This is a genomic window from Allobosea sp. ASV33 (assembly GCF_016428755.1).
Lineage (GTDB): Bacteria > Pseudomonadota > Alphaproteobacteria > Rhizobiales > Beijerinckiaceae > Allobosea.
Genome location: NZ_JAELTI010000053.1, coordinates 1 through 21263, shown reverse-complemented (window position 1 = coordinate 21263; position 21263 = coordinate 1). Strand labels below are relative to the sequence as shown.

Below are 21263 nucleotides of genomic sequence, written 5' to 3'. Positions count from 1 at the left end.
TAAAGTCCGCCCCGTCCATCTGAAAATTAAATATCTGGATATCATGCATTGGCTTCGCGAATATGCGATCGCCCCTGCTTCAGACCTGCAGCCACCGGCTCCGATGCTCGATCCCCGCCTGCTCCGCTCCTTCGTCGCCATCGCCGATACCGGCAGCTTCACCCAGGCGGCCGAGCGGCTGAACATGACGCAATCGACCATCAGCCAGCAGCTCGCGCGGCTGGAGGAAGCGGTCGGGCGCGGGCTGATCGATCGCGTCGCCCGCCCGGTCCGGGCTACGGCCTCGGGCGAGCGCCTGCTCGGCTATGCCCGGCGCATCCTGACGCTGCAGCAGGAAGCGGAGACGATGCTCGGCGATTCCGCCGGCACCGCCTCGATCCGCATCGGCGTGCCCGACGATATCGTCACCGGCAAGATGGCGCAGGTCTTCGCCAGCTTCACCCGCCAGTATCGCGAGATCCGGCTCGACGTGGTCGCGGGCCTGAGCCGCGAGCTTACGCGGCGCTACCGGGCCGGCGAGTTCGACGTCGTCATCGTCAAGGAGCCCTCGGCGAGCGCCGACCACCGCGCCAGCTTTCCGGAGGCGATGGCCTGGTTCGAGAGCATCGACGCGCCGGAGAGCTGGCCGGAGCCATTGCCGTTGGTGACCTTCCCGCCGGGCGGGCTCTACCGCGATGCGATGTTCGAGCGGATCGAGCGCGAGCGGCACCGCTGGTACATCGCCCTGTCGAGCAGCAATCTCTACAACGTCATCGTCGCGATCGAGGCCGGGCTCGGGCTCTCGCTGCTACCCGTCGGCACCACGATCGGCCGCCGCGTCCGGCCCTATGCGCCCTTCGGCATGGAGCCGGCGATGGTGGTCTCGATCTATTCCTGGGAGAAGGGCGGCCTCATCGCGGAGCTCGTTGCGGCGATGAGCGCGGTACTGGCCCAGCGCTACAGCATTCCCGGCCAGAGCTGAGCGGCATCAGCCTCGACGGGCGGGGATCAGGATCGCCCCCGAGGCCGCGATCACGAGACAAAGGCCGAGCCAATCGGTCGGCGTCGGCCGCTCGCCGAGCAGCAGCACCGAGCCGAGTACGCCGACAGCCGGCACCATCAGCGTGCCAAGGCTGGCAATGCCGGCCGGCAGGCGCGCGACCACGGTGAACCAGAGGAAATAGGCGAGCGCCTGCGCGCCAACGATGTGGAAGCTCAGCGCTGTCAGCACGCGCGGCGAGAGCAGCTTCGGCACCGGCAGGCCCTCGAAGACAAGCATGCCGATGCCGGCCACCACGCCGCCGATCAGCAATTGCCAGGCGGCGATGGTCAACGCCGGGGCCGAGACCGGCCAGCGCTTGGTCACGATCGTGCCGAAAGCCCAGCTCACCGCCGCGCACAGCGCGAGCATCAGGCCGAAGGAGAGCTGCCCGGCGAGGATGAGCGGCAGGCCGAGGCAGACGAGGCCGGCGATGCCGAGCGCGAGCCCGGCAAGGCGCCGACCATCGAAAGCCTCTCCGAGCACGAAACGGGCAAGCAGCGTCGCCCAGATCGGCATGGTGAAGGTCAGGATCGCCGCCCGCGAGGTCGGCGCCGCCAATTGCGCGAAGGCTAGCAACACGTTGAAGGCGGCAATCGAGAGGAAACCGGCGACGACCAGCCGCGGCCATTGCGCGCGCGGCACGGCGAGCGGAATGCCGCGCGCCAACGCGACTGCAACGAGGACGAGCCCGGCGAAGCTCATGCCGGCGGCGCGCAAGGTCCAGGGTGCGATCTCGGTCAACGAGATCCGCACCGCCGGCCAGTTGAAGCCCCAGAGCAGCCCGAGCAGCGGGACGAGCAGCAATGCCCGGCCCGGTGTCACCGCGCTCAAGCCTCGATGCTTTCGAGCCCGCACCATTCGGCGACGAAGAGCGCCATGGCGCCGGTGATGCGCTTCACCGAAGCGAGGCTGACGCGCTCGTCGAAGGCGTGGATATTCTCGCCCATCGGGCCGTAGCAGAGCGCCGGGATCTTGTCGTAGAGGGCGTGAACGCGGGTATCGAGATAGGCCGCCGTCATGAAGCTCTTCAGCGGCTTGCAGAGCGCCGCCTCATGAGCGCGCGCGAGCACGGCCTCCGCCTCGCTGCCTGGCTCCAGCACATAGCCCTCGGCCCAGAAGCCGTTGAAGGTGACCTTCGGCGGGTTGTTGGCCAGGAAGGAATCCCCGCGCGCGGCCTCGCGGATGCAATCCTCGATGCGCTGCGCCGTCTCCTTGGCGGTGACGCCGGGATAGAGTCCGACGCGGCAATCGACGCGACACCAGCACGGCACGGAGGAGGCCCAGTCGCCGCCCTCGATCTTGCCGATATTCAGGTTGATCGGGTGCGGGTCATTCTCGAAATGCTCGCGGCCGACCTTCTCGAGATTGAACTGCTCCTCGAGCTTGCGCAAAGCCGCGACGACGCGATAGGCAGCATCGATCGCATTGGCGCCGGTGCCCATCTCGCGGACATGGGCGGGGATGCCGCGCACCTCGAACTGGAACCAGAGCACGCCGGCATTGGCGCGCGCCAGCATCTCGTATTCCGGCTCAGGGATCAGCGCGGCCTCGGCGCGATAGCCGCGCAAATGCGTCATCAACGCGCCATTGCCGGTCGATTCCTCCTCGACGACGGATTCGACATAGACCGTCGCCGCCGGCTGCATGCCGATGCGCCGGAGCGCATCGAGGCAGAAGAGATTGGCGGCGGAACCGGCCTTCATATCGGCGCTGCCGCGGCCATACATCCAGTCGTCCTCGATGACGGGGTCAAAGGGGGCATGCTTCCACTGATCGGCGGGGCCAGCCGGGACGACGTCGACATGGGCCTGCAGGATCAGCGAACGGCCCTTCTCCTCGCGGGGGCGGTGGATGCCGACGACAATCGGGGCTTCGGAATGCGTGTCGGAGAACGGCGCGCCGCCGGGATGGGCGGCGATCGCCTCCCTGTCCATGGCGAAGCGGTCCATGGTGAAGCCGCGCTGCTTCATGGCCCGGAAGATGAAGTCCTGGACCGTGTGCTCCTGCCCGCGTGTCGAAGCGAAGCGGATCAGCTCCTGCGTATAGGCGACCTGCTGGTCGAAGCCCGCCTCGACGGCGGCGAGGATCTTGTCACGCAAGGCGGGATCGAGAGGCATGGGCGTTCCTATCCAGCGTCATGGTCGGGCTTGACCCGACCATCTCGGAAACCAGTGTCGTCTCGTCACGAGATTCTCGGGTCTGCGCTACGCTTCGCCCGAGAATGACGGCGAGAACATCATTAGTGCCCGAAGCGCCCGCCGCCCGGCACCGCCGCCAGCAGTTGCCGCGTATACGCGTGCTGCGGGTCGGCGAAGATCGCGGCCGTCGGTCCGGTCTCGACGATGCGCCCACGCTGCATCACGGCGATGCGGTCGCAGATCTGCGCTGCGACGCGCAGATCATGCGTGACGAAGAGGATGGCGAGGCCGAGCCGCGCCTGGATATCCTTGATCAGCTTGAGGATCTGGGCCTGCACGGAAACGTCGAGCGCCGAGACCGCCTCATCCGCGACCAGCACGTCCGGTTCGAGCGCGAGCGCCCGGGCGATACCGACGCGCTGGCGCTGGCCGCCCGAGAATTCATGCGGATAGCGATCGATGGCATTGGCGGAGAGGCCGACGAGCTCCAGCAATTCCTTCGCCCGCGCCAGCGCCTCCTTGCGCGGCGTGCCATGCGCGACAGGGCCGTCCGAGATGATGCGGCCGACGGTCTGGCGCGGGTTGAGCGAGGCGAAGGGGTCCTGGAAGACCATCTGGATGCGCTTGCGCTGGCGGCGCAATTCGGCGGGCTTCAATTCGGATAGGACGAGATCGCCTAGCGCGATGCGGCCGCGATCGGGCTCGATCAGGCGCAGGCAGCAGCGCCCGACCGTCGACTTGCCCGAGCCGGATTCGCCGACAAGGCCGAGCGTCTCGCCGCGGACGAGCGCGAAGGAGATGTCGTCGGCCGCCTTGACCTCTCGGGCGACGCCGAAGAGCGAGCGCTTGCGATAGGTCTTGCCGAGGCCCTCGACGCTGATCACGGGCGCGGTCTCCGGCAGCGGCGGCAGCACGGCCGGCGTCAGCGAGGGCACGGCGGCGAGCAGCTTCTGCGTATAGGGATGGGTGGGTGAGCCCAACACCTGATCGGCCGTGCCCTCCTCGACCAGAACGCCCTTCTCCAGCACGGCGATACGGTCGGCGATCTCGGCGACCACGCCCATGTCATGGGTGATGAACAGCACCGCCGTGCCGTGGCGATGGCGCAGGTTGTCGATGAGCTTGAGGATCTGCGCCTGCGTGGTGACGTCGAGCGCGGTGGTCGGTTCGTCGGCGATCAGGAGCTTGGGTTCGAGCGCAAGCGCCATCGCGATCATCACGCGCTGGCGCTGTCCGCCGGACAATTCATGCGGATAGGCCTTGGCGAGCCGCGGCGGATCAGGCAAACCGACCTCGGTCAGGAGCTCGATGGCGCGCGCCCGGCGCGTCGCCCTGTCATGCAGACCATGGGCCTCGAAGGTCTCGATGATCTGGTCGGAGATGCGCATGACCGGGTTGAGCGAGGTCATCGGCTCCTGGAAGATCATGCCGACCTCGCGGCCGCGCACATCCTGCATCGCCTGTTCGTCGAGGGCGAGGATGTCGCGACCGGCGAGCCTGATCGCGCCGGCGACCGGCTTCACCGCCTTGGGCAAAAGGCCCATCACGGCATGGGCGATCATCGATTTGCCGGAACCGGATTCGCCGACGACGCAGAGCGTCTCACCGGGCTGGATGGCGAGCGTAACTTTCTCGACGGCATGCGGGCGATCGGCCATCGCCGGCAATGCAAGCGTCAGGCCTTCGATCGAGAGCGCGGGAGCGGTCATTCGCGCCCCCGGGCCAGGCGCGGGTTCAGGGCATCGTTCAGCCCCTCGCCGGCGAGATTGAGCGCGAGCACCGTCAGGAAGATCGCGAAGCCGGGGAAGAACGAGATCCACCAGGCGTCGAGCAGGCGCGTGCGGCCGGCGCCTACCATGTAGCCCCAGCTCATCAGGTTGGGATCGCCGAGTCCGAGGAAGGAGAGCGAGGATTCCAGCAGGATCGCCGAACCGATCATCAGCGAGCCCATGACGATGATCGGCGCGATGGTGTTGGGCAGAACCTGGCTGAAGATGATCCGCGGCGTCGACTGGCCGATGGTCACCGCCGCCTGGACATATTCGCGACTTCGCAATGAGAGCACCTCCCCTCGCACCAGCCGCGCCACGGGGGGCCAACTGACCACCCCGATCGCGAGCACGATCGAGCCGAGCTGCGGTTGCAGGATCGCGACCAGCACGATGGCAAGCGCGAAGGAGGGAATGGTCTGGAAGAACTCGGTGAAGCGCATCAGCGCATCATCGACGAAGCCGCCGGCATAGCCCGCCATCGCGCCAAGCGGCACACCGATCACCAGCGCGACCAGCGTCGAGACCACGCCGATCATCAGCGAGACACGGGCGCCATGGACGAGACCGGAAGCGAGATTGCGGCCGAGCGTGTCGGTGCCAAGCGGGAAGCGCTCGTTGACGAAGGGCGCCAGGAAGGGCCGCGCCACCGGACGCCAGGGCGATTGCGGATAGAGCGTCGGCGCGAGAAGCGCGAAGGCGACGACGGCGAGCAGGATCAGGATGCCGATGACGGCGCCGCGATTGCGGGCGAAGCGCTTGAGGAAGTTCATGCCGCGCTTTCCTCACAGCCCTCATCCTGAGGAGCGCCGCAGGCGCGTCTCGAAGGATGGTCCAGATGGTTCCAGAGCCTCCTGAAGCATCCTTCGAGACGCCGCTGACGCGGCTCCTCAGGATGAGGGCTTGGATTGGAGAAGCGACGAGCTCTCATGCGTGCGCCTCGATGCGCGGATCGACGATCCGGTAGACCAGATCGGTCGCGATGTTGAAGCAGACGACCATCGCCGAGGAGACGAAGAAGACGCCGAGCAGGACGGAATAGTCGCGCTGGACCAGCGCATCGAACATCAGCCGGCCGATGCCGGGCCAGGCGAAGACAGTTTCGGTCAGGACGGCGCCGCCGACGAGCTGGCCGGCTTGCAGACCCGCCAGCGTCACCACCGGCAGGATGGCGTTGCGGGCGACATGCCGGCGCCAGACACGAGCTTGCGAGACGCCCTTGGCGCGCGCCGTCTTGACGAAATCGGCGCCGGCCACCTCCAGCATCGAGGCGCGCATCATCCGGGCATAGAGCGCGGTGAAGAACAGGCCGAGCGTGAGGGAAGGCAGGATGAGGTGCTGGCCGATATCGAGCGCCCGCGCCAAGCCGGTATAGTTTGCGCCGATGGTCTCGTAGCCGACATTGGGCACGAGCCCGAGCTTCAGCGCGAAGACGATCTGGCTCATCAGCGCGATCCAGAACAGCGGCGTCGCGTAGAAGGCCAGCGCCAGCGTGGTGATCAGGCTGTCCGACCATTTGCCGGCCCGGCGCGCCGCGAGCGCGCCCATCGCCGTGCCGACGACGAGCGAGACGATGAAGGCCGCCCCCGTCAACAGCAGGGTCGCCGGCAGGCGTTCCAGGATCAGGCTGAGCACCGGCTGTTGCTGGCGATAGCTGAAGCCGAGATCGAAGGTGAGATAGCCCTTCAGATAGATCCAGAGCTGGGTCAGGAAGGGCTGGTCGAGGCCGAAGCGGGCGCGCAATTGTTCAAGCAATTGCGCATCGGCCGCGCCGGCCTCGCCGGCGAGCACCTGCGCGGGATCGCCGGGCGCGGCCCGGATCAGCAGGAAATTCAGCACGGCGATGGCGAAGAGGACGATGATCCCCTTCACGAGCCGGCCGGCGAGAAATTGCGCGAGGTTCATTCAGGACTTTCGTGAAGCCTGTCATCGCGCGCGCCGCGGCGCGAAGTGCCGCTGCGCAGACGCGGGACCGTCATCAGGATGGGGCGCCCAAAGGCTAACCCCGATACGATCCCGGATCACCGCTTCGCGGCGTCCGGGATGACGCGTCCTTTTGCGCCCGTCTCACTCCTTCCAGGCGTCGCGGAAGCCGTCATCGACGCCGATGCCGGTGGTCACGAGGTTCTTGACGTTGCAGCGGTAGATGGTCGGAAAGTCCATCTCCAGCAGCCAGAGCACCGGCAGTTCGTCGGCCAGGATCTTCTGGATCTTGGTGTAGAGCTCCTGCCGCTCCTTGTCGGTCGGCGCGATCGCGGCATCGGCGAAGAGCTTGTCGACCTCCGGATTGGAGTAGCCGCCGACATTGGCGAAGGGATTGCCCTTGGCGATGTTGGAGGAAATGTAGGAGCGCGCCACGCCCATGGCGGGGTCGCCGAGCTGGTAGAGGAAGTTGAAGTTCAGGTCGAAATCCCAGTTCGACGCCTTCTGCGTCCAGCCAGGCACGTCGGTGTTCTCGATCTGCACCTTGACGCCGACATCCTCGAGGTTCTGCTTGATCGCCTCGGACCAGCGGCTCCAGGTCTCGCCATAGGGCAGGTTCAGGAGCTTGATCGTCTCGCCCTTGTAGCCGGAGGCCTTGATCAGTTCCTTCGCCTTGGCGGGGTCATAGGTGTATTTCGGCACGTCGTCCGAATAGAACTTGGTCTTGGACGAGATCGGCCCGGTCGGCAGCTTGCCGAGGCCGCCCCAGACCACGTCCTTCCCGAATTCGCGGTCGATCGCGTACATCAGCCCCTGGCGGAACTGCTTGTTGCCGAGGATGCCGTTGCGCACGTTGGGCGTGAGCCAGGCATGGGGGGCGAACATCTCCCAGCCCTTGGTCGTCATGCAGGTATTGGGCAGCTTCGACAGCCGCGCGACGTCGTAGACATCGACCGAGCCGCCGGTCAGCACGTCGACCTTGCCCGTCTCGTAGGCAACGGCGCGAGCGGCTGCATCGGGAATGATCTGCCAGTAGATCTCGTCGAGGTTCGGCTTGCCCTTCAGCCAGTATTCCTCGTTCTTGACGAGGTGGATATAGGAGCCCTTCTTCCACTCCTTGAGCTTGAAGGGGCCGGTGCCGATCGGCGTGTTGTTGGCGGGGTTCGCGCGGTAATCCGTGCCGTCATAGATATGCTTCGGGATCATCGGCGCGGAGGCGACCTCCTGCGTCATGATCATCGGGCCGAAGGGCTGCTTCAGCGTGATCTTCACGGTGAGGTCATCGACCTTCTCGATCTTCTCGACCTGCGCGTTGACGATCGGGCGCCAGCGCGGATGCACCTCGCGCAGGAACTTGTCGAGGGTGAAGACGACATCGTCGGCCGTGAACGGCTTGCCGTCATGCCATTTCACGCCTTCCTGCAAGTGGAAGGTGTAGACCTTCGCGTCCGGCGAGATCTCCCAGCTCTTGGCGAGCGAGGGCTGCGGCTCGAGCTTCTCGTTATAGCGCAGCAGCGACTCGTAGATGTTGCCGGCAACCATGTTGGTCGGGCCGTTCTGGTTGAGGCCCTGCATCAGCATCGGCGGCTCGGGCTGGACGACGACATGGACCGTGCCGCCCTTCTTCGGCTCCTGGGCCTGCGCCACGCCGAACGCCAGAATCGACGCCGCCAGCGCCAGACTCAACCGCAATCCTGTCATCCCACGCACCATCAGCCTGTTCCCCTGCCTCGTATCGAGATCATATCGTTTGAAGCGGACCCGTTCGGATCGTCCGAGGCCATCGCACCCGATCACGCGTCTCTTGGCAAGCGCCGCGCCAACCACCCGGATGCCTCAGCGGGCCATGCTCGCCAGAGCATCGCGCATCGAGACGCTGGAGATGCCGAACAGCCCGCCATAATGCGTCTCGAGATCGGCGATCACGAACATCACGGTCGAGATCGAGACGATGCCGATCGCCAGAACGATCGCTGCCAGGCGCCGGCGCGGGATCTGCAGGCCGAAACTCAGGAAGACCAGCATCAGCCAGAAGGTCATGACACTGGTGAACAGCGGTGAGACAGGGCCGCGCACATCCTCGATCACAGCCCAGCGCCGTTCCTGCACCCGCTGGTAGAGTGCCCGGCATTCGGCAGCGAGGTTGGCGTGAAACGTATCGGCCGGCGCTAATCCATTGATGGCCCGGCCAATGCGGAGCATGAGGGCACCGAGCGACGGGTCGGCCCCCTCGCGCGCCATCGCGGTCGTGTCGGGATAGGAGACGCCCGCGGGCTTCGGCTCGCCGGGCCAGGTGCTGGCGATGACGCCGGCAGTGTAGCTGCGCAGGTCGAGGCGGATCGGCCCCACCTCCGCCCCGTAACTGCGGAGGCATTCGTCAAGCTGGGCGAGCCCGGCCGCATCGGCATTGCGGTCGCGGTAGGCCTTATCGAAGGCCCCTTTGACGCTGGAGAGCTGCAGGCTGAGGACGAGCGCGGCGAAGGTCACGAGCAGGCTCGTCACCAGCCGGATCGCCTCCAGGGTGTGCTCGGAAAGATGCTCCTCCGAGAGCCAGCCCCGCAGCTTGATCCCGAAAATGGCGCTGCCGCTCATCAGCGCGCAAAAGATGAAGGCTGCCAGCGTCTCGGCCATGGTCGCGATCGCTCCGGACGGATGCGGTGCTTCCGCATGTCGATCCAGATGGGCGTGCGATGACCGGCCCTGTCAACAGGGCCGACAGCGGTCAGCGCTGCCGGGTCCGCGCGATCAGCGGAGCTCCTCGACATAGGTCGCGACGAAGCGGACGAGCTCGCTCTGCCGTGCCGTGCCGGTCTTGGCGAAGAGGCGCTGGAGATGGGTACGGGCCGTGGTCGGCGCGATGCCCAGCCGCTTGGCGGCGATGATCGTGTCGAGCCCCTCGACCATCAGGGCCAGCATGCGCTCCTCGGTCGGCGTCAGGCCGCAAGCCTCGCTGACCCGGGCGATGTTGCGGTCGATCGCGCTCTCGGGATCGTCCACCGTCAGCACGAACAATTCGATGCTGGCGAGATGGACAGCATCGACCGCGACCTGACGCCCGTTGCGCAGCACCAGCGGCAGCCGCGTCTCGCCGGCCGTGCTGCCGCCGCGACAGCGCTTCAGCCAGACCTGCAGCCGCGCCATGAAATCCTTGTCGCTGGCGGTGAAGCGGTCGAGGCCGCCCAGGCCGTCACGGGCGAGCGCTTCCGCGCCGCGGTTGCCGAAGCGCTGGTTCAGCTCGGCATCGATCACGAAAACCGGCCGGGACGCCTTGCCGAAGCCATCGGGGGGCATGTTGTGGCGGGGCGGAAACGAGGTGTAGCTCGTCCTGCCGACCATCGAGACGTGAAGCGACATTGCAATATCCATCCCTGCAATCCGCGGATCGCCGCACCGTGTCGCCGGAGGAATAAAGCCGGCCGGATGCAGCTCCGTTTCCCTTGGTCGCAGCCAGCTGCGGACAGGTTCAAAGCCTCCTTCGCATTTTGGACTGCTATTGGATACCAACAGGGATATCAGCGGCGATGCGCCGCCGCGTCGGCCGTCAGGCGTTCAGCGTCAGCTTGTAGGTATAGGTATCGCCGCGGAACAGGCCCTCGACATATTCGAGCATGTCGCCGTCCGCGCCATAGCTGCGCCGCTTGATCAACAGGCAGGGCGCGGGCGTCTCGAAGCCGAAAATGGCGCATTCCTCAGGGGTCGGCGCCGCCGCCTCGATGGTCTGGTCGCAACGCGTCAAGGGCAGGCCGAGATCGGCGAGCCGGGCATAGACCGAGCCGGACAGATCGCTCTCGGCCAACTCGGGCGCGCGCTCCAGATTGTACCAGGCGACCTCGCGCGACATCGGGATGCCGTCGCCCGAGCGAACGCGGACCAGCTTGAGGAAGCGCGCATGCGACGAAAGACTGAAGATCGAGGCGATCGAACGGTCGGTGACCACGGCGCGCTCGACGATGCGGGAGGACGGCACACGGCCGAGCTCCTGCATCTCCTCGGTGAAGCCCTTCAGCCGGTCCATGCCGGAATGCAGCCGCGGCCCCGTGCCCTGGACGATCGAGCCCAGCCGGCCTTGCGCGCTCAGCAACTTGCGCTCGCGCAAGGCGTTATAGGAACGCTGCACGGTGGCGCGGCTGATGCTGAGCCGCTCCGCGAGCTGGCGCTCGGCGGGAAGCGTCGTGCCCGGCGGCAAGGTGCCGTCGCCGATCAGTTGCGACAACTGGTCTTCAAGCTGCTGGTAGAGCGGCTTGGCGGTATCGCTGCGCAGTTCCAGCAGATTCTGGAAGGGCGGCTTTGGGAAAGGCGGTTTAGGCACTGTCATCGTTTGCATGAGCGTGACACAACCCGCGTAGCAGTTCGTGAATGGGAAAATCAAATCCCCGGAGACTGTCATGGCCGGCAAAGCCGTTTTCGTGCTGGGAAGTTTCGTCGTTGCCTGTTCGGCGAAGGTCTCCCGCTTCCCGCGTCCGGGTGAATCGCTGGCCGCCGAGACCGTGACGATCGAGCCCGGCGGCAAGGGGTTGAACCAGGCGATCATGGCGCGCCGGCTCGGCGCCGCGGTCGACGGCCTGCTCGCCGTCGGCGACGATCTTGCCGCCGCCTTCGCCGCGCCGGCGCTCGAGCGCGCCGGCCTGCCGGCGTCGCTGCTGGTCCGACTCAAGGGCAGCACCGGCAGCGGCATCGGCTTCACGGATGCCAGCGGCGAGACCTGCCTTGCCGTGGCCCCCGGCGCCAACCTTGCTCTCACCGCCGATCATGTCGGCGACCGGGCGCAGGCCATAGCCGATGCCGGGCTGGTGACCGCCCAGTTCGAGATCGGCGATGCGCCGATCGAAGCGGCTTTCCGGCTGGCGCGAGAAGCCGGCGTCGCGACCTTGCTCAACCCCTCGCCGTTCCGGCCGATTCCCGCCGCGATCCTGGCACGGACCTCGATCCTGATCGTCAACGAGACCGAGGCGCGGAGCCTTTCGGCCGCGCTCGGCCGGGAGATGGACGCGGCAAATCTCGGCCAGGATTTCGCTAGGGAACTCGGGCCGGCCTTGCTGGAGCAAGGGCCTGATCTCGTCGTGCTGACCCGCGGCGCGGCCGGGGCCCTGGCGGTGGCTGCAGGGGCGCCGGCCATCGCGCAGGCTGGCTTTCCGGTCGCGGCGATCGATTCGCTCGGCGCGGGCGATGCCTTCGCCGCGACGCTCGGCGTCCGGCTGGCGGCGGGGCGGCCCGTGCCGGAGGCGCTGCGCGATGCCGCAGCGGCAGGCGCGCTGACCACCACGCGTCATGGCGTGTTCGACGCACTGCCGACGCTCGCCGCCATCGCGGCCATGAGTGGCGGATAAGTCCCACATCGACCGGTAAAAATGTTTGGATTGTTTTTGGACTTTTCCTGAGCAACCCATGCTGCTAGCTTCGGGAACAGGCGCCCTACGCGCGCTCTCCGTGGCCAGCCGGGATTCCTCATGCCGCGCCCCGATGTCGATACCGTCATGTCCGCGATCGACCAGTTGCTGGTCGGGGCGATGGACGAGGACCAGATGCCGGCCGCTGCGGAAGCGATGCGGCAATTGTTCAACGGCTCGAAAGCCTGCTTCGCCGGGTTCGGCCCCAGTCCCGAGGACTGGGCGTCCTATGCGACCAATCCGGACCCCGCGCTGCAGGAGCGCTGCTTCGGCGAGCTCGCGCCCGACTTCATCGAGCTGGGCGGCGCGCTGCGCGACATCCCGCTGGGCGAGGTCTACCACGACCATGACGTGTTCGGCGCGGAGGTCCTGCGCAGCTCCCGCGTCTGGCAGGAATGGATGCGGCCGCAGGACATGTATGGCGGCATCGCCTGCCGGCTCGCCAAGAATGGCCAGGCCTTCTGGTTCTTCGACGTGCAGCGCGGCGGGCAGCAGGAGGGGTTCGACGGCGAGGAGGCCGCCCTGCTCGCGAAGCTCTATCCGGTGCTGCGGCGCGTGATCGAATTGCGGCGCCATATCGGCCGGGTGACCATCCAGCGAGACGAGGCACGCGGCGCGCTCGACAGGATCGAAATGGGCATCGCGATCCTCGATCAGGACATGCGGATCGCCTACACCAACGAGGGCGCCGACGAAATCCTGGCCGATCCGGACAGCGCGCTCGGCCTGCGCCAAGGCCGCCTCTTCGCGCGCCAGCCGGCCGACCAGCGCCAGCTCAAGCAATTGGTCGAAGGCACCTTGCGGACGGCGCAGGACCCTCTCGCCCACCATCAGGCCAGCATGATCCTGCATGGCGAGGACGGCTCTCATTCGCTTTCCGCCTGCGCCATGCCAGCGCCCCCCTCCGTCACACAGGCTCACACGGCCGGCAGGGTCCTGATCGCGCTGCGGCGGCTGGAAACGGCGACCAATCTCGTCGCCTGCGCACGCCAGCTCTTCGACCTCACCGATACCGAAGCCAAATTCGCGTCCGCGCTCGCAAGCGGGTCATCCCTGACCGAGGCGGCCGAAGCCCAGGGCGTCCGGATTTCGACCGCGCGCACACATCTGGCGCGCATCTTCCAGAAGACGAACACGCGCCAGCAAAGTCAGCTCGTTTCACTGCTGCGCAGCGCGGCGCTCCCCCTGCGTCCGCGCTGAAACATCGTCATCGAGGCCGGATCGGACGCGCCAGCGAGCCTCTCCCGGCTCGCATGCCCGATATCCCCGTCAGGCCATGAAGGTGAGGCTAGAGCAGCTCTCGCGCCGCTTTCGTCATCCAAATGACGGAGACGAATTCGGCAGAGCGATAAACTTGGCCGGCAAAGGTGAGGACCAACCGGCGTTCAAGGCTGCATGTCGAGCACGGCGCCGTCCCGGGCGAAGCGAAGCTCGGACCCGGGACGGCGAGGAGCAGCCCAGATGCTCACTCGCCCGGCTGCGGGCCGTCATAGCCGCCGATAATGACGAGATCGGACTGGCCGGCGCTGCTGAGATGCTTCACCGCCTCCTGATATTCGGGCGAGGCGTAGCAGGCGCGGGCGGTCTCCTCGTCCTTGAACTCGATGACGACGTTGTGCTTGCGGCCCTCGCCGCGGGCGAGCTTATACTCGCCGCCGCGGACCAGGAACTTCGCCCCGTATTTGGCGAAGGCCACGGCGTTGAGCGCACGATATTTCGCGTAGGCCTCGGCGTTCTCGACGTCGACGCGCGCGATCCAATAGCCCTTGGCCATGGCTCAGGCTCCTTCGACCGCGACGAGATCGATCTCGCCGGCGCCCTCGCGCAGCTTCCGCGCCTCGGCATATTCCGGCGAGAACAGATAGGCACGCGCCGAGGCGAAATCGTTGAACTCGATGATGATGTTGCGGGCGCGACCTTCGCCCTCGCCCACCGTCATCTGGCCGCCGCGCACGATCGGCGTGCCGCCATAGATCTTCATGACCTCGGAAGCCTTGGCGGCATAGCCGGCCCATTTGGTCGCGTCGGTGACCTTGGCGCGGCCGATGACATATCCCTTGGGCATTGTGCCTATCCGTTGCTTGAATCGAGTCCGGGCGGAAGCTTACGAAGCGGCGACGATCTCGTCCATGACCGCGCCCGCCGCCGCACGCGGGTCTGCCGCGCGGATGATGGGACGCCCGACGACGAGATGGTCGGCGCCGATGCGGATCGCCTCGGCAGGCGTGAGCGTGCGCTTCTGGTCGCCCGCCGCGCTGCCGGAGGGGCGGATGCCCGGCGTCACGATGACCATGTCCTTACCGATCACCTCGCGCACGATTTCCGCCTCGGCGGCCGAGCAGACGATGCCGTCGATGCCGGCCGTGCGGGCCTGCTCGGCGCGCAGGCGCACGAGATCGCGCACCGCAAGCCCATAGCCGGCATCGCGCAGATCGCCATCGTCATAGGAGGTCAGCGCGGTGACCGCGAGCAGCTTGAGCGCGGCATCGCCGCGCCCCTCGACCGCACCGCGCATGGTCTGCGGATAGGCGTGGACGGTGAGGAAGGTCACGCCGAGCTTGGTCAGAGAGTCCACGCCCTCGGTCACGGTGTTGCCGATGTCGTGCAGCTTGAGATCGAGGAAGACCTTCTTACCCTCGGCGACGAGCTGGCGGGCAAGGTCGAGCCCGCCGGCGAAGGCGAGGCGATAGCCGATCTTGTAGAAGGTCACGCCGTCTCCCAGCGTCGAGACGAGCCGATAGGCGTCCCACACGGTCGGCACATCGAGGGCGACGATCAGGCGGTCGCGGACATCGTTGATCTTCTGCTTCATCAACCGGCTCCCTGAGTTTCGAGGGAAGGCGCACGATTCGAATGATGATGCAAGGGCACGCGAACCCCGCATTCATCGGGTCGACGGCTGCGAGGCTCGATCGATCAGTCGGTCATTCGACCGGCGTGCACTCCATCCGCACACGCTCGCCCGACTGGCTCGCCGTCTGGCAGACGACCTTGGCCGGCAGCAACGGCGACGCAGCGGCAGGTGCCGGGGTGGTCGCGGCAACCGGTATTACGGCAGCGGCCGGGCTCGCGACCGGAAGCACGGGCCGTGTCCGCGACGAAGCCAGTTGCGGCGCCGGGCGGGCGATCGGTTTGGGCCTCACCGGATGCTGCGCGACAGGCGGCGCCGGTGGAAGCTCGACGGTTTCGACCGCCGGAGGCGCATTCTGCGCGACGACCGGCGGCGGCGGCTGCTCGGGAGACGCGCGCCACGGCGTCCAGGAACTCAGCCGGGTGAAGGCCTCCATGGTCGGCCGCGTAATCGTCTCCGCGGTCGGCATCGACTGCATGCAGCCGGAAAGCGCAAAGCCGAACAAGCAAACGGCTGCGCGGTTCGGGATCGACAGCATCTTCGCCGCTCCTGCTGTGGATTGATCGCGAGCACGACGATCGTGCCCGCCCCGGCCCAGCCAAGTCAACCTTCGACAGCCACCCTGGCAGGCAGAAGCGTCACCGGCGTGGCTCGGGGGCAACGGCAGCGCGACAATGCCATGACGAAACGACCCGCGAGCCCTCAACGCGCATCAGCTTTGCCGGAAAATGAATTCCGGCCGCCGCGGCGATGCTCTAGGCGTCGCGTTCCGCTTCCTCGGAGACGCCGACCATGTCCCTGGCCGCCCTGATCGGGTTCCTGCTGCTGACCGGCGTTGCCGCCTATGTGCAGACGCTGACCGGCTTCGCCTTCGGCCTGATCGCGATGGGCGGCGTCGGCCTGACCGGGCTGCTCTCGCTGCCGGATGCCGCTATGCTCGTCAGCGCCCTGACGCTGGTCAACGCGACGCAGATGCTGCTCAAAGGCTGGCGCGACGTCGACTGGCGCAAGTTCGGGCTGGTGATGGTCGCGAGCTGGCCCTTCGTCTTCATCGGCTTCCACCTGTTGGAATGGCTCGCCGCGAGCCGCGCCGATCTTCTTCGGCTGGCGCTGGGTTTGGTCATCATCGTCTCCAGCCTGCAACTGGCGCGGAAGCCCGAACCGCTCAAGCAGCCATCCGGAGCGCCCAGCTACCTGTTCTTCGGCAGCATCGCGGGATTGATGAGCGGAATGTTCTCCACCGGCGGCCCGCCCCTGGTCTACCATTTCTACCGCCAGCCGATGCCGCTCATCGTGGTCAGGGAAACGTTGGTGACGGTCTTCGCGCTGAACGCGCTGTTCCGCACGGGCCTGGTCGCGACGTCGGGCCAGATTCCCCATGCCTCGACGCTGACGGGCCTTTTCGCCATCCCGGTCGTGATGGCGGCGACGCATCTGGCGCGGCGCTATCCGCCGCCGCTGACCCAGGCCGCCATGCGGCAGATCGTGTTCCTGCTGCTGTTCCTGTCGGGCGTCTCGCTCGGCGCGCCGGCCATCATGCACATGCTCGGCTTGTGAATACTGCCGGCCTTGCGAGGAAACACTCCGTCATTCCGGGGCAGGCCAAAGGCCTGAGCCCGGAACCCAGAACCGATGCCGTCATCAATTGATGCGACTGCCTGACCACACCTTTCCTGGAAGCGGCATCGGTTCTGGTTTCCGGGCTCTTCGCTAACGCGAAGCCCCGGAATGACGGTGAGACTCGATGAAAGCCCGCTGCCCTAGAACTGCGCTTCCTGCGGAGCCTGCGCCGCGAAGACCTGCTGGAAGACCTGCGCCCAGACCTCCGGCGGCTGTGCGCCGGAGACGGCCAGCTTGCCGTCGACGATGAAGAAGGGCACGCCGGTGACGCCGACCTTGCGGGCGTGATCCTCCAGACCGATCACGGTCTCGCGCAGCTCGTCATTGGCGAGCTCTTCGCGGGCGGCCTGCTCGTCGAAACCCTGCTCGACCGCGATCTGGACCAGTGTTTCGACATCGCCGATATCGCGCCCGTCCTGCCAATAGGCCTTGAACAGGGCGGCCTTCATGTCGCCGCCGCGCTGAACCGTCGAAGCGGCTGCGACCAGCATATGGGCCATGCGGGTGTTGACGCTCTTGGTCACCTTCGCCCAGTTGAAGGTGACGCCGCTCTCCAGCGCCGCCTCCGACAGCCGGACCTCGATCTCCTTGCGCTTGCCCGGGCCGAACTTGCTTTCGAGGTATTGGGTGCGATCCATGCCCTCCTCGGGCATGTCCGGGTTCAGCTCATAGGGCAGCCAGGTGATGGCGAAGCGCTCGGCCACGCCGTAGCGCTCAAGAGCCGACTCCAGCCGGGCCTTGCCGATGAAGCACCAGGGGCAGGCGATGTCGGAGACGATCGCGAGCGGCAGCTTGTCCTGCATGTCGATATCCTCAGGTCTCAGGCGGGCGGGTAGCGATGCTGCCCGCCGTGACGGTCTTCGGCGACCGCTTCCGCGCCCGGCGTCTCGCAACCGGACAGGAAGGCGGGGCCGACCGGAATCTTGCCGGCACCGCCGGGAATATCGAGGATATAGGTCGGCTGGCACAGCCCGGAAAGGTTCCCGCGCAGGCTTTTGACCAGCGCCTGCCCCTCTTCCAGCGTCAGGCGGAAATGCGAGGTGCCGGGCGCGAGATCGGGATGGTGCAGGTAATAGGGCTTGATGCGGTTCTCGACGAAGGCGCGCATCAGGGCGCCAAGCGTCTCGATGTCGGCATTGACGCCCTTGAGCAGCACGGACTGGCTCAGCAGGACATGGCCGGCATCGGCCAGCGTCGCAATCGCGGCGCGGGCATCGTCGGTGAATTCGCGCGGATGGTTGGCGTGGATGGCGATATAGCTCGCCTTGCCGGGGATGCGCAGTGCCCTCGCATAATCCGGCGTGATCCGGCCGGGGTCGACGACGGGCACGCGAGTGTGCCAGCGCGCGACCTTGATATGCGGGATGCCGGCCAGGCGCTTGACGACTTCGCGGACGCGGCGAGCGGAGAGAATGAAGGGGTCGCCGCCGGTCATGATCACCTCCCAGATTTCAGGACGGGAGGCGAGATAGGCGAGCGCGGCGTCGAGCTTCGCGCCGGTCAACGCATCGCCGCCAGGACCGACCATCTCGCGCCGGAAGCAGAAGCGGCAATAGACCGGGCAGGCATGGACGAGCTTGAGCAGGGCGCGGTCAGGGTAGCGATGGACCACGCCTTCGACCGGGGAATGGGCGTCGTCGCCGATCGGATCGGCGAGTTCCTGCGGCAGCGTTGTGAGCTCAGCCGCATCGGGGATAAACTGGCGTGCGATCGGATCGGCAGCGTCGTTCGGATCGATCAAGCCCGCGACGGCCGGCGTCACCGAAACGGCATAGCGCTCCGCCACCTCCTGCAAGGCATCGCGGCGCGCAGGCGCGGCAAGGCCGGCCTCGACGAGCGCGTCGATGCTGCGCAGCGGCTGGCCGCCGGGGGGCTGGTGAACGGTCATGCCCCTCCCCTGCCCGGTTCCGCGACCGGCGTCCAGAGCACATCCTCGATCCGGCGCGCGCCCACGCAGAGCATGACGAGCCGGTCGAAGCCGAGCGCGGTGCCGGATGCCGCCGGCATCAGCGCCAGTGCCTCCAGGAAATCCTCGTCGACCGGATAGCGCTCGCCATAGATGCGCTCCTTCTCGTCCATATCGGCCACGAAACGGCGGCGCTGCTCTGCCGGGTCGGTGAGCTCGCCGAAGGCATTGGCGAGCTCGACGCCGCAGGCATAGAGCTCGAAGCGCTCGGCCACGCGCGGATCGCCGGGCTTCGGCCTCGCGAGCGCGGCCTCGCTGATCGGGTATTCGCAGAGGATCGTGGCACGGCCGCGGCCGAGATGCGGTTCGATGCGCTCGGACAGGATGCGGCTGAAGATGTCGGACCAGGTGTCGTCGTCCGTGACGCGAATGCCGGCCTCGATCGCGTCGGCAGCGAGCCCGCCGCGATCGACCTCCTGATCGGCCGTGACAGTGCGCAGCAGGTCGATCCCGGCATGACGCTTGAAGGCCTCCTGCAAGGTCAGGCGCTCGGGCTCGGCGAAGGGATCGGCCTCGATGCCGCGCCAGCGCAGCATGGTCGCGCCCGCGGCGCGGGCGGCCTCGGCCATCAGCGCCGCGCAATCCTGCATGAGCGCGTCGTAATCCTCGCCGACACGATACCATTCCAGCATCGTGAATTCGGGATGGTGCAGCGCCGTGCGCTCGCGATTGCGGAAGACGCGGGCGAAATCGAAGATGCGGGCCTCGCCGGCCGCGAGCAGCTTCTTGGCGGCGAATTCCGGCGAGGTGTGCAGGTAATAGGGATGCGGCTGCGCAGCATTGTCGATCAGCGTCGTGCCGAAGCCGTGCAGATGCGTCTCGTTGCCGGGCGAGAGCTGCAGGATCGCCGCCTCGACCTCGGTGAAGTCGCGGGCCTCGAACCAGCGGCGCAATGCGGCCTTGATCCGCCCCCGCGCCAGCAGGGCCGGGCGGCGGTCGGCATGGACATCGGGCCGCCAGAACGGTGTCGGGGACGAACTCATCGAATCTCGCGTCGAATGCGTCGGAAAGCTTTCGTTTCGCGCGCGAATGCGGTAGTTGCGCGGCGACAGAATTCGCATAGCGCGCGACAACGCCGCGCACCAGCAAGGACATTCACGTGGTCAAGGTCATCGCCTCTTCCGTCCGCAAGGGCAACGTCCTCGAGCTCGACGGACATCTCTGCACCGTCATCTCGGCCGAGAGCTTCTTCCCCGGCAAGGGCACCCCGACGACGCAGATCGACATGCGCCGCATCGCCGACGGCGTGAAGATGACGCAGCGCTACAAGACCACCGAGCAGGTCGAGCGCGCCTATGTCGAGGATCGCGACTTTACCTATCTCTACCAGGACGGCGAGCAGTACGTCTTCATGAACCCGGAGACGTACGACCAGATCCCGGTCGACAAGGATGTGGTCGGCGATGCCGCGCCCTATCTCCAGGAGAACATGAAGGTCTCGCTCTCGGTGTTCGAGGACAAGGCCGTCGCGATCGAGCTGCCGCAGCGCGTCACGCTCGAAGTCGTCGAGACCGAGCCGGTGACCAAGGGCCAGACGGCCTCATCCTCCTACAAGCCGGCGATCCTCTCGAACGGCGTGCGCAGCGCCGTGCCGCCGCATGTCGGCGTCGGCACCCGCGTCGTCGTGATGACGGCCGACGGGTCGTATGTCGAGCGCGCGAAGGATTGATCTGCTGGCGCAGAGCGCCGGAGAAAATTCTCCTCTATAGGTTACGCAGCGGGCCCTTTCCGGGCCCGTTGTCGTTTCCGAGGACATCATGACGCTCACAGTCAAGGCCGCCGCCCTTTCCGGCTTCGTGCAGACGCTCAAGGCGCTCGACGCCATTCTCGACAAGGCCGTCGACCAGGCCGAGACCCGCAAGATCCAGCCGGAGGTGCTGCTCTCCGCCCGGCTCGCACCGGACATGCTGGCCTTCACCCGCCAGATTCAGCTCTGCTGCGACTTCGCCAAGAACGCGGTCGCGCGCCTCTCCGGCGGCGAGAACCCGCGTTTCCCCGACGAGGAGAAGAGCTTCCCGGAACTGAAGGAGCGCATTTCCAAGACGCTCGCCTTCATCGCCGCGGCCGATGGCGCCACGCTCGATGCCGGGCTTGGCCGCGAGGTCACCTTCCCGCGCGGCCCGTCGGCGACCGTGACGATGACCGGCGAGGCCTATCTCACCCGCTTCGCCATCCCGAACTTCTATTTCCACGCCACGACGGCCTACGACATCCTGCGCCAGAACGGTTTCCAGATCGGCAAGCAGGACTTCCTGCTCGGCGTCTTCGACGCCTGAGACCGGCCGACAGGCATGAGCGCGACGCCTGCCATCACGATCGAACGCGCTTCTCCCCGGGATGCCGGGGAGATCGCCGCGCTCTATCTGGCGTCGCGCGCGGAGGCCCTGCCCTGGCTGCGTCGCGTCCATAGCGACGCCGAGGTGCGGGACTGGATTGCGACCGTCAGGCTCGCCCGCGGCGAGACCTGGGTCGCGCGGGAGGCCGGGCGCATCCTCGGCTTCCTCTGCCTCGACGGCGAGGATCTCGACCAGCTCTATCTGCTGCCGGGCGCGTTCAGGCGCGGTATCGGCTCGCTGCTGCTGGCAAAG

23 protein-coding genes are annotated in these 21263 nt (G+C 66.9%); 8 read left to right on the top strand and 15 right to left on the bottom strand.

The window, feature by feature from the left end; genetic code table 11:
* Nucleotides 1-103 precede the first annotated feature (103 nt).
* Complete coding sequence (locus JHD80_RS16140) at nucleotides 104-961, top strand: LysR family transcriptional regulator (protein WP_199089232.1); 858 nt, start codon at nucleotides 104-106, stop codon at nucleotides 959-961.
* Nucleotides 962-967: 6 nt separating this feature from the next.
* On the opposite strand, the gene JHD80_RS16135 is transcribed toward JHD80_RS16140, so the two are convergent.
* The 9 genes from JHD80_RS16135 to JHD80_RS16095 form a co-directional block, all read right to left on the bottom strand.
* Nucleotides 968-1843: a DMT family transporter gene (locus JHD80_RS16135; RefSeq protein WP_349237285.1), complete on the bottom strand. Its 876-nt coding sequence runs from the start codon at nucleotides 1841-1843 to the stop codon at nucleotides 968-970.
* 5 nt (nucleotides 1844-1848) lie between these two features.
* Entirely contained in the window at nucleotides 1849-3138 is a 1290-nt protein-coding gene (locus tag JHD80_RS16130; protein WP_199089228.1) for an ArgE/DapE family deacylase, read from the bottom strand.
* A 122-nt stretch (nucleotides 3139-3260) separates the two neighbouring features.
* On the bottom strand, nucleotides 3261-4868 hold the full coding sequence (locus tag JHD80_RS16125) for an ABC transporter ATP-binding protein (RefSeq protein WP_199089226.1): 1608 nt from the start codon (nucleotides 4866-4868) through the stop codon (nucleotides 3261-3263).
* Complete coding sequence (locus JHD80_RS16120) at nucleotides 4865-5701, bottom strand: ABC transporter permease (protein ID WP_199089218.1); 837 nt, start codon at nucleotides 5699-5701, stop codon at nucleotides 4865-4867. Before JHD80_RS16120 ends, JHD80_RS16125 begins: the two co-directional genes overlap by 4 nt.
* Nucleotides 5702-5855: 154 nt before the next feature.
* Nucleotides 5856-6833, bottom strand: coding sequence for an ABC transporter permease (locus tag JHD80_RS16115; RefSeq protein WP_199089216.1), 978 nt, complete (start codon nucleotides 6831-6833; stop codon nucleotides 5856-5858).
* Between the two features lie 162 nt (nucleotides 6834-6995).
* Nucleotides 6996-8552, bottom strand: a complete 1557-nt coding sequence (locus tag JHD80_RS16110) for an ABC transporter substrate-binding protein (protein WP_199089267.1) — start codon at nucleotides 8550-8552, stop codon at nucleotides 6996-6998.
* Between the two features lie 135 nt (nucleotides 8553-8687).
* A complete protein-coding gene (locus JHD80_RS16105; RefSeq protein WP_199089214.1) occupies nucleotides 8688-9482 on the bottom strand; it encodes a bestrophin-like domain in 795 nt (264 codons plus the stop codon).
* A gap of 114 nt (nucleotides 9483-9596) precedes the next feature.
* Nucleotides 9597-10205, bottom strand: coding sequence for a helix-turn-helix transcriptional regulator (locus JHD80_RS16100; protein WP_199089212.1), 609 nt, complete (start codon nucleotides 10203-10205; stop codon nucleotides 9597-9599).
* A gap of 187 nt (nucleotides 10206-10392) precedes the next feature.
* The gene (locus JHD80_RS16095; protein WP_349237280.1) at nucleotides 10393-11160 is read right to left on the bottom strand and encodes a GntR family transcriptional regulator; all 768 of its coding nucleotides are present in this window, start codon (nucleotides 11158-11160) and stop codon (nucleotides 10393-10395) included.
* Nucleotides 11161-11236: 76 nt separating this feature from the next.
* Between JHD80_RS16095 and JHD80_RS16090 the strand changes: the two genes are divergently transcribed.
* Nucleotides 11237-12178 carry a PfkB family carbohydrate kinase gene (locus tag JHD80_RS16090; protein WP_199089208.1) on the top strand — a complete coding sequence of 314 codons (942 nt, stop codon included), beginning with the start codon at nucleotides 11237-11239 and terminating at the stop codon, nucleotides 12176-12178.
* 120 nt (nucleotides 12179-12298) lie between these two features.
* On the top strand, nucleotides 12299-13438 hold the full coding sequence (locus tag JHD80_RS16085; protein ID WP_199089206.1) for a helix-turn-helix transcriptional regulator: 1140 nt from the start codon (nucleotides 12299-12301) through the stop codon (nucleotides 13436-13438).
* A gap of 265 nt (nucleotides 13439-13703) precedes the next feature.
* On the opposite strand, the gene JHD80_RS16080 is transcribed toward JHD80_RS16085, so the two are convergent.
* The 3 genes from JHD80_RS16080 to pyrF are packed head-to-tail and all read right to left on the bottom strand — an operon-like array spanning nucleotide 13704 to nucleotide 15050.
* Nucleotides 13704-14012: a DUF1330 domain-containing protein gene (locus tag JHD80_RS16080; protein WP_199089204.1), complete on the bottom strand. Its 309-nt coding sequence runs from the start codon at nucleotides 14010-14012 to the stop codon at nucleotides 13704-13706.
* Nucleotides 14013-14015: 3 nt separating this feature from the next.
* Nucleotides 14016-14303, bottom strand: a complete 288-nt coding sequence (locus tag JHD80_RS16075; RefSeq protein WP_199089202.1) for a DUF1330 domain-containing protein — start codon at nucleotides 14301-14303, stop codon at nucleotides 14016-14018.
* Nucleotides 14304-14342: 39 nt separating this feature from the next.
* Entirely contained in the window at nucleotides 14343-15050 is a 708-nt protein-coding gene (gene pyrF / locus JHD80_RS16070; protein ID WP_199089194.1) for an orotidine-5'-phosphate decarboxylase, read from the bottom strand.
* A gap of 41 nt (nucleotides 15051-15091) precedes the next feature.
* Here pyrF and JHD80_RS16065 point away from each other — a divergent pair, with 41 nt between their 5' ends.
* Together JHD80_RS16065 and JHD80_RS16060 are read left to right on the top strand one after the other, a co-directional pair.
* A complete protein-coding gene (locus JHD80_RS16065; RefSeq protein WP_199089192.1) occupies nucleotides 15092-15652 on the top strand; it encodes a hypothetical protein in 561 nt (186 codons plus the stop codon).
* Nucleotides 15653-15881: 229 nt separating this feature from the next.
* The gene (locus tag JHD80_RS16060; protein WP_199089190.1) at nucleotides 15882-16646 is read left to right on the top strand and encodes a sulfite exporter TauE/SafE family protein; all 765 of its coding nucleotides are present in this window, start codon (nucleotides 15882-15884) and stop codon (nucleotides 16644-16646) included.
* A gap of 203 nt (nucleotides 16647-16849) precedes the next feature.
* Here the strand turns inward: JHD80_RS16060 and JHD80_RS16055 are convergent, their stop codons facing one another.
* The 3 genes from JHD80_RS16055 to epmA are packed head-to-tail and all read right to left on the bottom strand — an operon-like array spanning nucleotide 16850 to nucleotide 19658.
* Nucleotides 16850-17512, bottom strand: a complete 663-nt coding sequence (locus JHD80_RS16055) for a DsbA family oxidoreductase (RefSeq protein ID WP_199089189.1) — start codon at nucleotides 17510-17512, stop codon at nucleotides 16850-16852.
* Between the two features lie 17 nt (nucleotides 17513-17529).
* Entirely contained in the window at nucleotides 17530-18597 is a 1068-nt protein-coding gene (locus JHD80_RS16050; RefSeq protein WP_199089187.1) for a lysine-2,3-aminomutase-like protein, read from the bottom strand.
* Complete coding sequence (epmA, locus tag JHD80_RS16045; protein WP_199089185.1) at nucleotides 18594-19658, bottom strand: EF-P lysine aminoacylase EpmA; 1065 nt, start codon at nucleotides 19656-19658, stop codon at nucleotides 18594-18596. Before epmA ends, JHD80_RS16050 begins: the two co-directional genes overlap by 4 nt.
* A gap of 116 nt (nucleotides 19659-19774) precedes the next feature.
* Here epmA and efp point away from each other — a divergent pair, with 116 nt between their 5' ends.
* The 3 genes from efp to JHD80_RS16030 form a co-directional block, all read left to right on the top strand.
* A complete protein-coding gene (efp, locus tag JHD80_RS16040) occupies nucleotides 19775-20344 on the top strand; it encodes an elongation factor P (protein WP_199089184.1) in 570 nt (189 codons plus the stop codon).
* 88 nt (nucleotides 20345-20432) lie between these two features.
* Complete coding sequence (locus JHD80_RS16035; protein ID WP_199089183.1) at nucleotides 20433-20951, top strand: DUF1993 domain-containing protein; 519 nt, start codon at nucleotides 20433-20435, stop codon at nucleotides 20949-20951.
* Nucleotides 20952-20966: 15 nt separating this feature from the next.
* A partial coding sequence (locus JHD80_RS16030; protein WP_199089182.1) for a GNAT family N-acetyltransferase occupies nucleotides 20967-21263 on the top strand: 297 nt, incomplete at its 3' end.

Bases quoted from the DNA above. Each gene is read 5' to 3' on its own strand.
- JHD80_RS16120 (WP_199089218.1), bottom strand. From the start codon at position 5,701: ATGAACTTCCTCAAGCGCTTCGCCCGCAATCGCGGCGCCGTCATCGGC.
- JHD80_RS16105 (WP_199089214.1), bottom strand. From the start codon at position 9,482: ATGGCCGAGACGCTGGCAGCCTTCATCTTTTGCGCGCTGATGAGCGGC.
- JHD80_RS16035 (WP_199089183.1), top strand. From the start codon at position 20,433: ATGACGCTCACAGTCAAGGCCGCCGCCCTTTCCGGCTTCGTGCAGACG.
- JHD80_RS16055 (WP_199089189.1), bottom strand. From the start codon at position 17,512: ATGCAGGACAAGCTGCCGCTCGCGATCGTCTCCGACATCGCCTGCCCC.
- JHD80_RS16080 (WP_199089204.1), bottom strand. From the start codon at position 14,012: ATGGCCAAGGGCTATTGGATCGCGCGCGTCGACGTCGAGAACGCCGAG.
- JHD80_RS16125 (WP_199089226.1), bottom strand. From the start codon at position 4,868: ATGACCGCTCCCGCGCTCTCGATCGAAGGCCTGACGCTTGCATTGCCG.
- JHD80_RS16110 (WP_199089267.1), bottom strand. From the start codon at position 8,552: ATGACAGGATTGCGGTTGAGTCTGGCGCTGGCGGCGTCGATTCTGGCG.
- JHD80_RS16100 (WP_199089212.1), bottom strand. From the start codon at position 10,205: ATGTCGCTTCACGTCTCGATGGTCGGCAGGACGAGCTACACCTCGTTT.
- epmA (WP_199089185.1), bottom strand. From the start codon at position 19,658: ATGAGTTCGTCCCCGACACCGTTCTGGCGGCCCGATGTCCATGCCGAC.
- JHD80_RS16130 (WP_199089228.1), bottom strand. From the start codon at position 3,138: ATGCCTCTCGATCCCGCCTTGCGTGACAAGATCCTCGCCGCCGTCGAG.
- JHD80_RS16085 (WP_199089206.1), top strand. From the start codon at position 12,299: ATGCCGCGCCCCGATGTCGATACCGTCATGTCCGCGATCGACCAGTTG.
- JHD80_RS16090 (WP_199089208.1), top strand. From the start codon at position 11,237: ATGGCCGGCAAAGCCGTTTTCGTGCTGGGAAGTTTCGTCGTTGCCTGT.
- JHD80_RS16065 (WP_199089192.1), top strand. From the start codon at position 15,092: ATGATGATGCAAGGGCACGCGAACCCCGCATTCATCGGGTCGACGGCT.
- JHD80_RS16050 (WP_199089187.1), bottom strand. From the start codon at position 18,597: ATGACCGTTCACCAGCCCCCCGGCGGCCAGCCGCTGCGCAGCATCGAC.
- JHD80_RS16140 (WP_199089232.1), top strand. From the start codon at position 104: ATGCTCGATCCCCGCCTGCTCCGCTCCTTCGTCGCCATCGCCGATACC.
- pyrF (WP_199089194.1), bottom strand. From the start codon at position 15,050: ATGAAGCAGAAGATCAACGATGTCCGCGACCGCCTGATCGTCGCCCTC.
- JHD80_RS16075 (WP_199089202.1), bottom strand. From the start codon at position 14,303: ATGCCCAAGGGATATGTCATCGGCCGCGCCAAGGTCACCGACGCGACC.
- JHD80_RS16060 (WP_199089190.1), top strand. From the start codon at position 15,882: ATGTCCCTGGCCGCCCTGATCGGGTTCCTGCTGCTGACCGGCGTTGCC.
- JHD80_RS16115 (WP_199089216.1), bottom strand. From the start codon at position 6,833: ATGAACCTCGCGCAATTTCTCGCCGGCCGGCTCGTGAAGGGGATCATC.